Below are 16823 nucleotides of genomic sequence, written 5' to 3'. Positions count from 1 at the left end.
CCAGTATGATGTTTTATGTTTGTATCCCATTCAAGTAATGTTGTAAAATCTGTCAAGCTAATTTAGGATATTACATTACATTCAGCCATTCTATATATACCGAAGGCTGTTACAATGTTTCGGTTGCCCGCTCCAACTTTTCGGCTATCTGTTCCAATCATTCGGTTGCCTGTTCCAACCTTTCGGTTATCTGATCTAACTTTTCGGTTGTCTGTTCCAACTTTTCGGTTATCTGTTCCAATCATTCGGTTGCCTGTTCCAACTTTCCGGTTAACTGTTCCAACCTTTCGGTTGTCTGATCTAACTTTTCGGTTGACTGTTCCAACTTTTCGGTTGTCTGTTCCAACCTTACCGAAGCTGTTATAATTTTACCGAAGGCTCTGTTAAAGTTTTACCTGCTAATAGCCATATACAGGAGTAAGCTCCCGTTTCTCAAGCTGTACAAGCTTTAAAAATGAAGTACCCTTATCTGCCACATCAGTTTTCGGACAAGCACAAGTAACAATTATATAAAATTTATGTATTACCTTTTTAATGCAAACGCAGCAAAAGTTAAGTAGATGGTCCCGGCTAAAATTACATAAACAGCCCCCACCTGAGAATTTAAAATATCAGACAAGACACCCATAACAAATGGAATAACCGCACCTCCAAACACACCAGTTATCATCAGCCCCGAGATTTCATTTCCTTTACCAGGACGAGCCTGAATGGCCATGCTGTATATAATTGAAAAAACATTCGCAATTGTAAACCCAATAACACCGAACAACACAAAAATAGCAATCTTGTCATAGATAAAAATAAGAAAGACCAAAGCCGTAGCCGCTATAACAATATTAATTTTAAAATATTTAGATGATGAAAACCTCGCTAAAACAAAAGCTCCGATAAAAGCCCCAATTGTACGTAAGGCAAAATATACACTAGAGCCATACCCAGCCTGTATAGAATCTAAAGCACAACGTTCCATTAAAATTTTAGGTGCAGCCGTATTCATTCCAACATCAACCCCTACCACAAACACAATTCCTAAGAATAACAAAAAAATTGTTTTATCTTTTAATATTTCCAGGACACTTCTAAATGAGCTGGCTTCAACTTTCGCAGGGCCTTCGTCAATTGAAGTAGTCAATAACCATACCGTTGACAAAATAGTAATGACCGCATAAATCGGGAAAATATACTGCCAATTATCGAGTTGAGATGCGGCAAATGCAGCAATAAAAGGGGCACTCAAAGACGAAATAGCCTTTACAAATTGCCCCGCAGTTAAACTACTGGTTAATTTATCACCCTGAACAACATTTGTCAAAAGTGGATTTAGCGACACTTGCAAAATAGTGTTGGCAATTCCCAACAATGCAAATGCAACTAACGACATAATAAAAGAATATTCGATTAAAGGAATAAACATAGCCACCACAGTTATTAAATTACTTAAGACCACTGTTTTTTTTCGTCCAATCTTATTCATCAATATTCCTGTAGGAATAGAGAATATCAAAAACATTGAAAACAATGCCACAGGAATAAGATTAGACAAAGTATCTCTGAAAGCAGGACTGTAGTCACCCAACAAATCCTCTTTAACATGCGAAGCTGTAATACCAACCACATCACAAAAACCCATTATAAAAAACCCGAATAAAATCGGCATTATCACGGAAATATTTGACTTATTCTTTGTCATATAACTAAATATTAAGTAAGAAATTCAACAAACACCAGACAAGAGCTGCACAACAACACCCCATCCTGATTACTAATCGTTTAACTCGTCGGATATAATTCTAACTTTTAACAACTTTGTATTTGGATCATATACCCCTTTAACTGTTTTACGATTCAGATTTACAGACGAAGATTTTGCAGCAGAGTATATACTTAGGGTTACATCAGGTTGTCCCTGGAATATCATATTTTGTTTATCATTAAAGTTTTTGATGTAAGCAGAGTATTTCGACAAGGCATGCATCAACACTTTACCATCGCGTCTGAGATAGCTGCCATGGCCAATGAATAAATCATTGATATTACTGATATCTGAGCCATTTTCGCCTTCGTTGTATGTAATTGCAGACAAATATGCATCTGTTTGCCAACCATTCATTTCTATCACACTATTACGATGTTTTATGCGACCATCAGCCAACAAATTCAAGTAAACTTCGATAGTTTTGCCATTTTGAGTGATGCGAACACCAATAAAATCGTCACCTTCAAAACGTTCAATAACCGGGAGGTTATCTTTGTTTTCATCAGTTTTAAACGTGATTGCTGAAATAAATTTGGTACGCGAAGTTTGCTCAAAGTGACTAATAGCCCAATACGATTTTTTATTTTCAGGATGGTGGTCCTCATAACCGGATTTTTCATCAAGACGCATTTTTTCAGGAAAATCGTGAGGCAATCCGCCATTTGGAAACGTTTCAGGAAATAAGGGGCGCACCAACACTTCTGCATCACCGTCTTTAATCGACAAATCCAACCCTCTTCGTTTTGACACGCCATTATAATGTAAAAGCCACTGAAACTGTCCGGGTTCATACGCTAACAAATCATCAATAACCAATAAAACATCGCCTGCCCAAATAAAACTACGGTAATTACGCTTCAGAAACCGTGAATATGGACCCGTAGCATCCGCCAACAAATATTTAAAGTCGCCTCCATCAATCATATTGTAAAGAGCCCCACGGTTAACAACGCCAAAATAGGGATCGTTTCTATCTTGTCCTTTATCGTTGAACAAGACAACATTATGCGCTTCACTCTGGCAATAATATTGGGTATAAAGAGGATTGCCATAGGATGAATTACCGGCATCAATAATCAAGTATTTACCATTATGAAAAACAATAAACGAGCCGGCATCCGCATGCGTGTGATTCCATGTCAATCCTGATTTAACAGCAACAAATGTCGCGTCATTTTCCCATGAGCTGCGCATTGTAGCCCATCCAATGTCGGCAAACAATTGAGATTTGGAAAGTGTAGGTTTATAATCAGCCGGTAATATTGGCATATCAGGATGAAGGATCAAGCCATTTGGCGTATTCAACTGAAGCCCTTCTTTATCTTTTCCACTATTTACCCGTTGTAAATACCAGGCATAATCATCTTTTTGAAAACCCAGATTCCATAATAATAGAACGACAGCATTCCCATTTTTTCTAATAGAGCTATCGCCAAAATTAACAGACATAGGACCTTCATCATTAGTATAGTATGTTGTATGAATAAAGAAATCAGCTATTTTATTTAATTGATCAACCTTGGGTTGTTCAATTTCGGGCAAACAATTGTTAAAAGCCAAGCGAAACAATAAATATTGAGAAATTCCATAGGAAGCATAATTGACACTTTCGTAAAAGCCTCCGGATCGATCAAAATTACGAGGTTTATTCTGCAAAACACTACCAGTATACCCGACCCATTCAGTGATGGTTTTAGCAATATCGACAGCCCACTGTTTGGCTTCGGGAATTTCGTTTTGAATAGCTAAAGAAGCAAATCCAGCCATATAGACACAGGCACTCCACCAATTATGTCCCATGGTGTCGAAAGTGTGAAAGCTATCACCGGAATCAAGCCAATTATCTTTCAGGGGATTGATACAAACACGTACAATGCCTTTTGCAATAAGCTTGCGTTCTATGGCTGTTAAATAATCATAAGCACAGTCGTAGCCAATACTAATATAAAAACCCGTATGTGATGTAGGCAAACCGCCTTTCCATGGCGGATTCCGGTTTAATAAATCCGCCCCTTCCCATGTATCACGCGAGGAATAGTCCATTAAAATATTTTTTAAGGCTTGCGCATATTTTTTATCTCCGGTAATACGATAGGCCAACCCCAGTTCCTGACAATCCTGTGCAGCAAGATTACTACGTTTCACCAGTTCATTAGCTCTGTCCAATTGCACCTTCCAGGCCATATTTACTGCACTATCATTTTTTATTTGCTTTTTTAGCCGTTCCACATTATACTGAGTATGCAACAAATAATTATGGCTTTGAGCAGACATCAATAATGTAACCATCAGTACCAAAACAACTAATACAATTCTCTTCATTCTTCTAATTTTATAAAGTCCTTCGGACCCAAGTTTTTAATAATATTCAGAATTTTAATACAAACCACCCTGTTCATCATATACTTAATGATTACACACAAGCTTTATTTCTCAATTATAAAAGACTGTTTTACAGGAATGGCAGTTTGAATTTTAGGTTCAATATTCCTCCCATATTGCCAGGCTACAACAGTTACTTTTATCGGATATTTACTTCGTGGCGGGATATTCTTAAACTCTAACATACCATTATTAATTTCAGCAGGGCCCTCATACACGTAGTAATGGACAGGAAGGCCAGATGTAGCAGTCGCATTTAATTTTATCTTTTCCCCTTTTGTCATTTTTGAGAGGAATACAATGCTGTCTGGCAGAGAAAAAATTATTTTCTGTTGTGCACCTTCCCTATTTCGATGCGGAATTCGCATATTGAACTGTTGAACGGTGCTTTTATACACCTCATTACCAGGGTGACTTGCCAACAACCATATATCTCCAGTTCTTTTTTTACTATTAAACCCCATACGATAAAAACTCACTTCAAAAATGGTATCGCCCACCTGTTTAACAGGACCGCATATTTTTGATAATAAAGGTTTTCCAGGGGCGTGATTATTTGAAGCTTTTTGACGTAAAGTATCAGTAAATATTGCATTTAAACTAAATGTTAAACCATCATTCTGCGGTTCAAAAGCGCCCACCATTCTGGCATGCAGATTTTCATCAAATTTAAGCAAAGCTCCATTTTGGGTAAAACCAATGTACTGCTCTTTCTTGCCACGCACCCTTTGATAATAGTCTTCTGTTGCTTGTGCAATTTCTTTATCAAAATACCAAAAAGCCTCGTTTTTATCTCCTTTATATTTGTTATATGGAGCAGCCTCAAAAGTTGGTATAGTATCCTTTTTCCAACGCTCTTTTAACCATCCTGTTTCGGGGTAAATGGATTTTAAAATTGGAGCATCATCAATGTTTTGATGCTTCGGCAAACGATATTTAACGGCTTTTTTTATGAATAAAAGAATATAATCAGCCAATTGCTTTGACACATCAAAATGCCCATGTCCGGCATCGCATAAAAATGAAATAGCAGCTTTTGGATATTTGCTTTTATAATCAAGCGCCGGTTGGACACGTGCTTCCCACCACTCATATTCACCCTCAATCATTATTCCTGGGACACCTTGAATGGTTCTATTCCCCCAATCGGGATTTGGATGACCGCTACCCGTTAAAAGAGTTAATGGAGCGTCACCATGTTGTGAAATAGCGCACAATGTTCGTTGCGGATTCCAAGCCGCAAAATTCCATGGAAAGCTGGCGCAAGCTGAATGTCCAATGGGTATAACCGGTACATTCGCCAACTCTCTGTAACCAGAGACTTGTGCCAAATCATTCATCATATTTTCAAAGTGCTTACCTGCTCCTTTTGTGAAATCAAACACAAAATCAAAAGCAGGAGACACCCAAACCAGTGCTATATCCAATTTAGCCAAACCCTCCCGAAAATATGGACGATTAAACAAATCTTCCTCGGACATATTGTGTTGTCCTAACAAGACAGCTTTAACCTGCCTACAATTTTCAGGAATCCATAAAAATGCTGTAGGATTATCATTTGTTTCAGAAGATATAACACCTTTAACAGGAATGCACCATTGATATACCTGCGAATTAGCAATAGACCAATTCATTCCAATCACTAAAATCATTACGATTAACCGGCTAAATTTCATGTCATTATAATTACATATTCATTAAAAGCACTTGCAAGGACTATTTAACCGTTTCAACGTCTGAGACAAACTCATTAACAACAACATGAGACTTATTCTTCATAGAAAAAGCTTCTTTATTCACCAACACATTCTCGAAGCGTAAACCTTTAACAATTCGGTCATTACTATAGCCTCCAACAACAGAAGCATTTATAAAACCGCCCGTATATGAGATATTCTTCAATACGATATTCTCGATATTGCGACCCGGAGCGCCACTGTATTTTTTGTTGTATACAGACCTAAAATTAAACAACGCCCCCTCCTGCACCTGTTCAATACGAATATCAGCGTAAGTAATATTTCGGACCAAATTATTATCGGCATTACTAATGGCTAAACAGCCCTGATAATTGGCGTCGTCTTCATCATGCTCCAAAATATCGATATTCTCAAAAAGGATATTTTCAATGGTATCGCCACCGGCAGCAGCGTTTCCATGCAAACCAATATTAGTAGGATGGGCAACATCAGCCCAAAGAATTGCGTTTCTCACTTTTATATCTCTTGAACTGCCGTAAAAATCCCATCTGTGCCCATAAATCGCAATACAATCGTCAGAGGTACGTAAAAACACATTATCAATTTTCACATTTGAGCAAGACATCAGATCAATACCATCGGCCCATCCCCTAGAACTAAAAGTCTTTATATCTTTAATAACCAAACCGTTTACTTGTCCGCCATAAATTGTATAATGAGAAGGATTAATAAATATAGGGCCTTCGATATACACATTTTTAGAGTGACGGATTTCAACACCACGCTCAGGCTGCCAAACAATTCCATGTCCAACAATTTTAACATCCTTAGCCTTATCAATAAAAAACTTAGCTTTAACAACTGCACCTCCATGGATGTAAACTGTTTTACCACCAGGAATGTGAAAAACATCACCTGGCAAATCACCGGGTTGGTGAAATCCCGGACCAAAATAAATTACGTTATCATCATTAATATCGGGACAATTTTTCAATATCGGGTTAGCAAAGACATGCAAATTATGAAGCCTATCGCCATTTATTTCGACAGATAACTGACATGGCTTTTCAATAAAAAAGCTAAAAGTATTTCCTGCAATTTCCGGTTTAATCATTAGAGCTGAAGGCCGGATTTTAACATCTTCAATAAGTCCATTATTTTTTCTACACCTAACTTCAATTATTCCCGCACAATCAAATGTTACCATAGAAGCATTCTGAAGCTTATCTAAATCAACTTTAACATTATACTCGAACAAGTCCATCCATTCTCCGTCCATCTCCCGAACCTGAACTGTAAAATCATCATTATGGGCAGAGTACTTCAACTCAGGGGGCACATCATAAACCGTTAAATTTTGGCACATAACACGACCTGCCATTGCTAAAAACAGGAATAAAACACATTTTCTCCTAACTTTCATTTGTTTGATATTTATAAATCCGCAGACACAAAAACAACCATCACAAAACCACTTCAAGAATACAGGTGTACCGCTAATACCACACTATATGTTGAATTTTAAATGGATTTAGGACATTTATTGCAATTTCCAATACATAATGTAGCGTTCTCTATGCAAATCAGATATAGGCACAAATTCATACACCTTACCCGTTGCTGAATCGACACCTCTAAATTTAAATTCTTCTTCGACAGGGGCTAACCAACTTGATATTTTCTTTCCGTTTAAATTCAGCTCATTACATAAATTTTCCGGAATATGATAATTGTAAGTATAATAATCGTTGTGCAAATTAGGATTGGAATAAGGAGCAGGAGCTTCCATCCCTTCTGTCCCCATTTTTGCAGCTAACACAACTGGTCCATAGGATATTGAAACAACATTTGGATTCTCCGGTGTTGGATTTATTTTTAACACCATCGGATATTCAACTTCAACTTTATCTCCATTGCGCCAAATTTGATTAATTGCTATATAGCTATCCGGATGATTACTTATTTTAATTTTCTTTCCATTCACTTTTACAGAAGCTTTGTTAGCCCAATATGGATATCTTAACTTTAATGTAAATAGGGTAGGTTTTTCACTATTAACCCAAAGAGTCAATTTCCCTTCTTTCGGGAATTGTGTTTGCTGTATAATAGTAACTCCTTTTTCTTTCCAATATAATTGTGAAGGAATAAAAAGGTTAACAAATAAATCCGTATTTGTATGATAATAAATCGCTTCTCCATATTTAGCCTGATTTTCAAATCCGGTACCTACGCAACACCAAAATGAACTATCCGGAGTACTATACACTTTATACGCTCCCGGTAACATGGGTAAAAAATATGCTACCATACCGGTTTTTGTGTCTTGTTGTCCGAGTATATGGTTAAAAAGTGCTTTTTCGTAATAATCAGCATATTTCACATCAGCATCCAAACAAAACAGGTGACGCGTTAACTTTAACATGTTATATACATTGCATGACTCCCCCGTATATCCACTCAAATGCAGCGAAGTTTGATCCGGTTCAAAAAACTTCTCTTTATCACTATTACTTCCCGAACAAAAGGAATGGTGGTTGACTACTGTATCCCAAAAATAATCAGCGATCTCTTTATAATCACTATTTCCCCCGATCTCAAACCCACGAACGACACCTATTAATTTAGGAATAAATGTATTAGCATGCTTATTGCTAAGATTATCTACTTTATCCTTTAATGGATCCAAAGTTGCATTATGGTAAAAAAACTCAGCTAACCACTTATATTCATTCTTTCCTGTAATTTGATACAAACAATAAAAAGAGTCATTTATACCGCCAAACTCATTACGCAACATTGTGGTACGTTGTTCTTCAGACAAAACAAATAATTTATTATAGGCCCAATCTCCCATTTTTGAAACAATTTTAAGAGCCTGTTCATTATTGCAATAGAGATACTGATCAATAAGTCCCGCATATAATTTATGCAGAGTATACCAAGGGGCCCAAACACGCTTACCATCGATGACCCGATCAATTAAATTTTCAGGAAATGCACTTAAATAGCCCGATTGCCCTAAAGCCTTTTGTACCTCTGCCAAACCTGTAATTATACTATCGGCTTTTATTTTATATATATCATTTTCTGTAGAACCATATAACATAGCCAATCCTGAAAGTATATGCCCGGTTGTATGACCTCGAAGTTCACAATCAAGCGACTCCCATCCTCCCAGCTTATCCACTGTATCATAGCCTCCTTCTAAGCCTGCCCAAACACCGGCATTTGTCCTAAAACTATGTAAAAGTCTGTCAACACCTAAAGACAATATCCATTTACTATCACGTTGCATATTTTCGGTAAAACGGGAATTGGTTAATTTCACCTCTGACATATTAAAAGCTTCCGCTTTAAAATCAATAGATTCAGCAATTTTTAATTTATCTGTATGTTGTCCCGGATAATGCGACTGAGCCAATCCAAACATAGAAAACCCTGCTATTAATAAAACTGTTACAATTGTTTTTATCATAATTCTACTATTTATTACCTCTCTGTAGCATCATTTCTGATGCTGATTTATATTAAATATCGCGGGTAAAGGAGACAGCTTTGGAGAGCTACAATGCACCGCCAACATTTGATATTGACCACCCAATAAAAATCAGCCCTCCTCTCAATTCCTTTTCTTACTTTGTTATTCTAAACCAATCAAAATCAGCATATCCCCCCGTTCTAACTCCTGGCTCCATCAAAGAAAAAACACCCACTTTTGCACCAATCCATAATTCGGGTTTGGCCTGATATGGCAACCCAACTTCTTTAAAAATCATTCCGTCCTCACTATAACTAAATTGACAAATACCGGGTGAATTTACTTGCACCCTTAAATAAGCCTCATTACTGGCTAAATAAACGGTCTCTTCAAGCTGCTCAATAGCATAATAACGATCAGTAACGCGACCTTTAAATAGTTCAAGTTTAAAACCTTTATGATCTTTAGACATTGCCAAATATGCATAATCATTACCCATAATTGTCAATCCGGCTTTTTTCCCTTGCCACACATCCCATTCCAGTGTTAATTTCATTTTTGTAGTAGCGACAAAATCAGGTGCCGAAATCTTTTGCATCAATAAATTTGGAACCATCCACAATGGCGTACTCGCATCCGGTTTTGGATAAGCCAACAAACGCAAGTAATTTTGCCCAGGCAATTGAACAGCCCATTTTACAGATTGATTAGCAGCCCATTGCCATTGCAATCCTAATTGACCATTATCGAATTCATCACTTTCGGCAGGCGTACAAATGGGCCATTTTTTCCCAACATCAGGTTTTTTATGTATTGCTACAGGTTCTCCTATTCCATCTCCATTGATATCTTCACCCATCATCGGCCAACCATCTTCCCATTTTACCGGATTCAAATGTAACACACGACCGTAAGCGCCTTTATCCTGGAAATGCATAAACCAGGATTCTCCTATTTGAGTTTCAATCCAAGCCCCCTGATGAGGTCCGTTTATAGTGGTATTGCCTTGATGCATCACGACCTTTTGTTCATATGGCCCGTATATATTTTTAGAGCGAAGTATTAACTGCCAACCAGTAGAAACACCACCTGCGGGACAGAAGATATAGTAATAGTCATCTTTTTTATACATTTTAGGACCTTCTACGGTATGATGATTATCATGGCCATCAAATACATGTTTACCTTGGGAAACAATTTCGGTTCCTTCTTTATTCATCTCCCAAACAGTTAAAACACTATTGACATTAGCGCGACTTGCTGCCCATGCTGTTATCAAATAAGTTTTGCCGTCCTCATCCCAAAGGGGACTGGGATCAATCATTCCTTTAGCTTCTTTTACCAAGACAGGCTTGCTCCACTGATCTAAGGGATTTTTGGTTTTAACCATGTAAATTCCCCAATCAGGGTCACCCCAATAGATATAAAATTCGCCATCGTGATATTTAATGGAAGGAGCCCAAACTCCTTTTCCGTGCTGAGGAACAACAAAAATCTTATTATAATTTAAATGAGGAAGCGCATAATTAACTATTGACCAATTAACCAAGTCTTTAGAATGGAGTATAGGTAACCCAGGACTACAATTAAAACTTGAAGCAGTCAAGTAATAATCACCCCCAACTCTAAGCACGTCAGGATCAGAATAGTCTGCATACAATATAGGATTAGTGTATGTACCATCACCATTATCAGCCACCCAAACATCAGAAACATAAGGAACTTGACTTTCAGTTTCTTTGAATTCATTTTTCACACAATTAGAACACCCAATTAACGATGTCCAAATCAACAAACCAATACTAATAATTATCTTCATGTGTTTATTTTTTCCATTCAAAACTCAGATGAAACCGGCCAGAAATAATCATTTTTCTTTGTGGGAGATGCTTTATCATGGCTCGTTTCATCAAAATTCCCTATTTAGCAGCGTCCGTTTATAAAGTTCAACTTCTGCGTTATGCATGCTCTCAAAAGGATCATTTACATCAGCATACTCACATTTCCCGAGCTTCACAAGCCTCAAAAACGGGTCTTTCTTATGTGACACAAAAGTTTTCTTGCAAGCACTATTTAACAATAACCCTTTTCTCAGCGACAATAACAGAAACCGGGCCTAACAATCCTGATTCCACGAGAGGTTTATCTTTTGAATAATTTTTCCAAACACTAAACGTCTTTCTTTTCCCGGGTTTTAATTCATTATTGATGTACCAATCCGGTAATTTTTCAATGTAGTTATGAACACTATAATTGTTTTCCACTGGCAGATTTTCATCACCGATTAAGCGATTGATCCACAAAGTGGTTACCTCAATCCTTAGACTATTAACACCATGTTGTACTAAACCGGTAATATCCAACTGAAATGGAGGCTTCCATAATAAACCGGCCTCTGTACCATTCACAAAAACCTTTGCAATTACCTCTACTCTACCTAAATCAATCATAATTTTTGTTTGATCAAGAATAGAATCTAAACGAAATACTCTATGATATATACAAGTACCAGAAAAATGCTGGACATCAAAATCAGAACATTTAATCAGCGATTTCAAAACCGGCATATCAAACGTTTTTTTAATTCCTGATTCTTTGGGAAATTGAATTTTCCATTGATTAGAAATATCTTCAGATGAACATTGAGTAATATCTATTATCTGATGAATATCATTATTAATAGATACGCTATATTTTCCATTTTCAATGAATTCAGCCAACACATTGTGTTGGTTATTTACTAAGAGTTTAACTTCCGGCGATTGTTTTAAATATGCAAGTTTACCAGTACCCAAATCCCGAATTTGTTTATCAGAGAACGCTTTATTATCAACCTCCAAATTTTCACAATCACCCTCAAACCAGTTGTTGAATTCTTTAGATTTCATACCTGTTCGAAAACCAGGATGAACAATAAATTTTGATTTCACACCTTTAGCAACTAATTCCCCATTAATATATAGTGATGGGATCCCTTTTTTATAAACCAAACTTAAATAATTCCATCCTTGAATTGGGTTATCATAAGTCAAAATTGTCTTCAGAGAACAATTGTTTTCGTAAACAAATACACCGTTTGTCCCAACACCAATACCACAAATGGCATGTTCTTTTCCAAATAATAGACTTCCCTGCACAGGATGAATTAAAAATCCCCGACCTCTATGTGCATAAGTCTCAGGCTTACACCAAGCTGAAATTGTAAAGTCATTTTTAACATCCTCATATTTAAGCGGATCAAAACGCTCAAATTCATAAGTGCTAAGCACAACATCTTGTCCCTTCTTTATTTGAATGTTTCTTTCTGCTGTTGCATCCTTTCGAAAAACAATAAAGCAAGATTCAGCCGGATTTAAGTCAAATGGGATGATTGTTCTTTCATCTTCAAACCTATAAACCGGAGCTACTGATATTTCACCCGTTTCTGCATTCCACAATTCAGGCAATTTCTTTTCAATATTAAAAGATGCAGTTATTTTTTCAGCATTGCGACAATAATTAGAAATAAAAAAAACATCTTCTCCACCAATTATTTTATGAAGATGATTTATTACTGCATCTCCATTTTCAGACGAATAAAGAAAATCAGGTCTGATATTTTTAGTATTAAAGACGGTTTTAAGATCCTCCCCCCAAACAACAACACCTTTCCCAACCTTTGTTTTAGTCACTTTCTCACCATCCAAATTGCCGTAGAATTTATCGACAAACATTTTCACTTCCAAGTCAGTACTTTCGTTTCCATATGATTTTTGAGGTTTATTATTAACCACTAAAGTCATACCTGCCTCTACCAAATTTCTAAATTGTTTTAACGTTGAAAGTCTGATTTCATTAAGAGGAGCCATTATTGCAATTTGATACTGCATCCCATCAGGTAAAACAATTTTTCCATCATTAATTCTCATTCGATTATACAATGCATCCGGTCCAAAAACATCACATTTATAACCATCAGGCATCATTGGATAAACATCAGGAACTAAAGGAGACGGCTCATCTCCCTTAAAATAGCAAGCATCAATTACCGCCTTACCTTGCTGAAGTATATATTGGCAACGGGATAAATAGTTAATCCACCCATAGGACTGTTCTGTCCATGTATTATTTCTATCAATATGAGAACCAAACGGTCCCATTGTCATCCCCGGATAACCAGTAGTATATGGCTGATGTACAAAAACATGAAAAGCGAATCTATTGACTCCCAGTGAATAAAAATAGTCACCTTGCGCTTTTAGTGCATAAGGGAAAGCCGTCCATTTTGAAGTTAATGGCATCCCGGTAAAACTTTCTGCCGCAACCACCTGTTTACCATATAAATGTGCACCCGAGACAGCCTGTTTTGAGTATTTATCACTTCCATATATATGTCTTGTCCAAAATTCACACATAGGCACATCTAAATACCTGCAAGCTGTGAGTCCATCCAGTGTCCCATCACCATAAGGTTCGGCGTGGTATTGTAATCCTATTTCGTTACATTTTTGATCCCAGTATCCATAGTAATTATCCGTCAGGACTTCCACCTGTGTAGCATTAAAATCATCCAGAAATTTATGTGTAGCATCCTCACTATCAATAATGCGACCTGTTAATGCTAAAACCCATGACGTTATATCATAATTATTTCGCTTCATAAACTCTTGAGGCAAAACGACAGACCAATTTTGTTTTCCACACTCCCAACTATCTGTAGTAAACCCCAGAAAAGCGTTACCTATATATGGTTTTAAACGTTCCACAATCTTAGAATTAAACTTTTCAAACTGAAAATCAAGAGCTGCCCGATTAAGTTTATCAATTTCTAGTCCTGCACCTGAATCGGGATGTGCTGCATTTTCTTCCCCTGTCGTTGTATGGCCCAAGCGCACAATTGTCCAATCTGATTTGTAAGGAGCTTCCCAATTCAGTTGTCCATTCTCATCAAGATTCTCCGTAACATCAATTATTGTCGAATGAAAAATTACGTCCTTTGTACATATGGGTATCCTCGTACCTCCACTATTTCCATGGGTAAAATCAGCTTTACCGGGCCATCCTGCTAAACGAACAGCACCATGCAATTCCACCTCGGAAAGCCAGGTAGGCGAAGAGGCTATTAACTTATAATATTTAGCTTCAACGGGTTTAAAATTTTGCATTCCCGGTGTATTTCCCTCTCGCAATTGAGGCATTCCCCATGAAGCAACCTTTGAGTATTCTGTTCCATCATGTGATACTTCTAGCGCCATATAAGGCGGATGATCACGAGGACCATCAAATAAATCATTGGGCTCTTCATTTACCGTCCGATAGACTGTAATAGACTGAGCTTTATAGGGTATATCAAACTGAAAAATAACTTCATTTTGATTATCTTTTCTATTCAATCGTATTTTTGTTTCCGGATTATTATCGCACAATACAGATTTATCTTTTTTTACGTCGTTTACAGTTAAGGAAGATATATAATCTTTCATTAATCCCTTTTCATCGGGTAACGAAGGATAGGCTAATATAAAAGCATCCTTATAATAATTCATACGGGCATACGGCTTATCCAAAACAACCTTTATGCTTTTACTCTGAGAGATTTGAGTTTCCGACCAGACCAACTCCTGCATACTCATTTCCGGCGTAACCCAAGGGCCACCAGTACCGGAATACCCGGGAGAATTATGAAACATTATTTTTAAACCTAATCGTCGTGCTTCTTTAACGGCAAACTCTGTCATATCGAACCATTTATCAGAAGCATAATCAACCGGACCTCTTGTAATACCAACTGCATTATTAAAGCATAAGGCGCCTCCAATGCCCATTCTTTTCATAGCCTCTAAATCAAGAGTTATTCCTTCTTTTGTGATATTTCCATTCATCCATTGCCAAAAAACCCATGGCTTAACCGAGTCGGGAGGATTAACAAAATAATTTCCCATTTGATCCAGAGTAGCACCATTTTTAATTTTTAAATCTTTAGATGAACAGGCCAATTGAAACACTAGCATAGCTATCCCTAAAATAAAAAAACAACATCTTCTGTATGATCCTGGAATTCTCTTCATTTTCATTTTTTTAAATTACTGACGTAATCACCTAAAGACTTCTGTATACTTCTGACAAAAAGTTATTTAAACAAAATCAATCCTCTCAAGTGTTATCTTTCAACAGGTCTCAATGAATTTCTATAACGACGACATACGTATTGAACAGTTCGATGTTTTTCAGTAAATACAGTGAACTGTTGACCCCATTCACTATTATCAAATGAATGATCATGAATGAAAGTAACAGGTTCATCAGAGTCAGTCTCTTCATAATACATAGAAGTATCTCCTGTTGAAACAAAACCTGTTTCAACGCTATCGGGTAAAGCTGCTTTTTTATAGATATCTCTTAATAAAACAGGTAATACCGGACTACTATAGAATGCATTAAATCCCTTCTTATTTGCATTTTCAGCATTCACATGGGTAATAAAAAAGCCATAAGAATTTGTAGAATAATCAATCCAAGGATAAGCTCCTGCCCAACTTGGGCTACTAATAAGAAGAGCATCTCCATTATCATTAATCTCTTCACGCCAAAGTCCTAATCCATAAATACCTGTATGAAACCTGGTTCTTACACTTTGTACATATTCGCGCCTCAAAATTTTTGCTTTTTTAACCTGATCAGCCTGCATTTCTTTAATAACTCCACTTGATAATATACGCTTGTTATTAAAAACGCCATCGTTAAAAATCATATTTAAAAAAGCAGTATAATCAGACAAAGTAGATCTAGCACCACCACCCAGCATTGGATTGTGTCCATCACTTGAATCAACAGGGGTAAAATGAGTATGATTCATTCCCAAAGGCTGTGCGATCTTTTCTTGAAAGATAGCTTCCCAATCTTTACCAGTAGCCAATTCTGCCATTCGACCAGCTACTTGCATGGCCAAACCGCCATAATGAAACACCGCTCCCGGTGTTGTATCCGCATTTAATTCAACAATATGAGCCACAGACTTCTCCAAAGTCTGATAAATATCCTTTGGCTGAGTCATTGGCTGATAATCAGGATACCCACTTGTATGTGACAGCAATTGTTTTAATGTAGCTTCACCTTTTTGATCAGTAAATTGCGGCAACCATTTATTTACGTTATCATTCCACTGAAGCTTGCCTTCATCAACCACTGCCGCGATCGTTGCAGCAACCAGCCATTTCCCGGAAGAAGCTATAAAAACATTAATTGTATCAGTATAGTTTCCAAAGGTTGATTTTAATATTTGGGCATTGTCTCTATATACCTCAATCGCAGCGCCAGAGTAGTAACCAGAATCAATCCACGATTGAATCTTTGTACTCAGCAATGAAAAATCATAATGTTTTGGACAAAGTAATTTGGGATCAGTACAGCCATATATTTTTATAAGAAATATTAGCAAAATAACTAACACAACTTTATTAAATATTTTAAAAGATCTCATATTGTAGAGTGCGCTTATAAAAAAAATGAATAACACGGAGGGGGG

General features: G+C 36.9%; 9 protein-coding genes. All 9 read right to left on the bottom strand.

Going from position 1 to position 16823, the window contains the following annotated elements; genetic code table 11:
• Positions 1-62: 62 nt before the first annotated feature.
• The gene (locus ACT3CD_RS14655; RefSeq protein WP_444646399.1) at positions 63-245 is read right to left on the bottom strand and encodes a hypothetical protein; all 183 of its coding nucleotides are present in this window, start codon (positions 243-245) and stop codon (positions 63-65) included.
• A gap of 278 nt (positions 246-523) precedes the next feature.
• Entirely contained in the window at positions 524-1633 is a 1110-nt protein-coding gene (locus ACT3CD_RS14650; RefSeq protein WP_444646400.1) for an MFS transporter, read from the bottom strand.
• A gap of 132 nt (positions 1634-1765) precedes the next feature.
• The gene (locus tag ACT3CD_RS14645; RefSeq protein ID WP_444646398.1) at positions 1766-4081 is read right to left on the bottom strand and encodes a heparinase II/III domain-containing protein; all 2316 of its coding nucleotides are present in this window, start codon (positions 4079-4081) and stop codon (positions 1766-1768) included.
• 104 nt (positions 4082-4185) lie between these two features.
• On the bottom strand, positions 4186-5526 hold the full coding sequence (locus tag ACT3CD_RS14640; protein ID WP_444646397.1) for a hypothetical protein: 1341 nt from the start codon (positions 5524-5526) through the stop codon (positions 4186-4188).
• Positions 5527-5857: 331 nt separating this feature from the next.
• Entirely contained in the window at positions 5858-7264 is a 1407-nt protein-coding gene (locus ACT3CD_RS14635; RefSeq protein WP_444646395.1) for a glycosyl hydrolase family 28 protein, read from the bottom strand.
• 117 nt (positions 7265-7381) lie between these two features.
• Complete coding sequence (locus ACT3CD_RS14630; RefSeq protein ID WP_444646394.1) at positions 7382-9316, bottom strand: glycoside hydrolase family 127 protein; 1935 nt, start codon at positions 9314-9316, stop codon at positions 7382-7384.
• Between the two features lie 157 nt (positions 9317-9473).
• Positions 9474-11138, bottom strand: coding sequence for a glycoside hydrolase family 43 protein (locus tag ACT3CD_RS14625; RefSeq protein WP_444646393.1), 1665 nt, complete (start codon positions 11136-11138; stop codon positions 9474-9476).
• Between the two features lie 250 nt (positions 11139-11388).
• Positions 11389-15366, bottom strand: coding sequence for a glycosyl hydrolase (locus ACT3CD_RS14620; protein ID WP_444646392.1), 3978 nt, complete (start codon positions 15364-15366; stop codon positions 11389-11391).
• Positions 15367-15458: 92 nt separating this feature from the next.
• The gene (locus ACT3CD_RS14615) at positions 15459-16778 is read right to left on the bottom strand and encodes a serine hydrolase domain-containing protein (protein WP_444646391.1); all 1320 of its coding nucleotides are present in this window, start codon (positions 16776-16778) and stop codon (positions 15459-15461) included.
• Positions 16779-16823 lie beyond the last annotated feature (45 nt).

It is taken from the genome of Geofilum sp. OHC36d9 (genome assembly GCF_052400685.1).
Classification (GTDB): domain Bacteria; phylum Bacteroidota; class Bacteroidia; order Bacteroidales; family Marinilabiliaceae; genus CAZHHH01.
The sequence above is the reverse complement of the archived record's forward strand: the minus strand, read 5'-3'. Positions and strand labels throughout refer to the sequence as shown.

What these genes read in the sequence shown, in the direction of transcription:
- ACT3CD_RS14615 (WP_444646391.1), bottom strand. Translation starts at nt 16,778, where the DNA reads ATGAGATCTTTTAAAATATTTAATAAAGTTGTGTTAGTTATTTTGCTA.
- ACT3CD_RS14655 (WP_444646399.1), bottom strand. Translation starts at nt 245, where the DNA reads ATGATTGGAACAGATAACCGAAAAGTTGGAACAGACAACCGAAAAGTT.
- ACT3CD_RS14645 (WP_444646398.1), bottom strand. Translation starts at nt 4,081, where the DNA reads ATGAAGAGAATTGTATTAGTTGTTTTGGTACTGATGGTTACATTATTG.
- ACT3CD_RS14630 (WP_444646394.1), bottom strand. Translation starts at nt 9,316, where the DNA reads ATGATAAAAACAATTGTAACAGTTTTATTAATAGCAGGGTTTTCTATG.
- ACT3CD_RS14650 (WP_444646400.1), bottom strand. Translation starts at nt 1,633, where the DNA reads ATGGGTTTTTGTGATGTGGTTGGTATTACAGCTTCGCATGTTAAAGAG.
- ACT3CD_RS14635 (WP_444646395.1), bottom strand. Translation starts at nt 7,264, where the DNA reads ATGAAAGTTAGGAGAAAATGTGTTTTATTCCTGTTTTTAGCAATGGCA.
- ACT3CD_RS14620 (WP_444646392.1), bottom strand. Translation starts at nt 15,366, where the DNA reads ATGAAGAGAATTCCAGGATCATACAGAAGATGTTGTTTTTTTATTTTA.
- ACT3CD_RS14625 (WP_444646393.1), bottom strand. Translation starts at nt 11,138, where the DNA reads ATGAAGATAATTATTAGTATTGGTTTGTTGATTTGGACATCGTTAATT.